The sequence below is a fragment of the Staphylococcus sp. HMSC14C01 genome (genome assembly GCF_001808085.1).
In the GTDB taxonomy this organism is placed as follows: Bacteria; Bacillota; Bacilli; order Staphylococcales; family Staphylococcaceae; genus Staphylococcus; species Staphylococcus hominis.
Window position 1 is genome coordinate 11,666 of the sequence record NZ_KV792041.1, and the last position, 249, is coordinate 11,914.

The following is a 249-nucleotide window of genomic DNA, read 5'->3' on the forward strand; positions in this document are numbered from 1 at the left end:
AGGCGCTCTCCCAGCTGAGCTAAGCCCCCATAATAAATTTTAAATTTCCTATCGGGAAGACAGGATTCGAACCTGCGACCCCTTGGTCCCAAACCAAGTGCTCTACCAAGCTGAGCTACTTCCCGTAAGAGAACGCGCCCGATAGGAGTCGAACCCATAACCTTTTGATCCGTAGTCAAACGCTCTATCCAATTGAGCTACGGGCGCAAAATAATAATGCCGAGGACCGGAATCGAACCGGTACGGTGA

Annotated in this window: 2 tRNA genes; both read right to left on the minus strand. The window is 50.6% G+C overall.

Features of this window, described 5'->3' with window-relative positions:
• Positions 1–51: 51 nt before the first annotated feature.
• A tRNA-Pro gene (locus tag HMPREF3131_RS07915) sits at positions 52–125 on the minus strand.
• A gap of 8 nt (positions 126–133) precedes the next feature.
• Positions 134–207, minus strand: a tRNA-Arg gene (locus HMPREF3131_RS07920).
• Between the last annotated feature and the right edge of the window lie 42 nt (positions 208–249).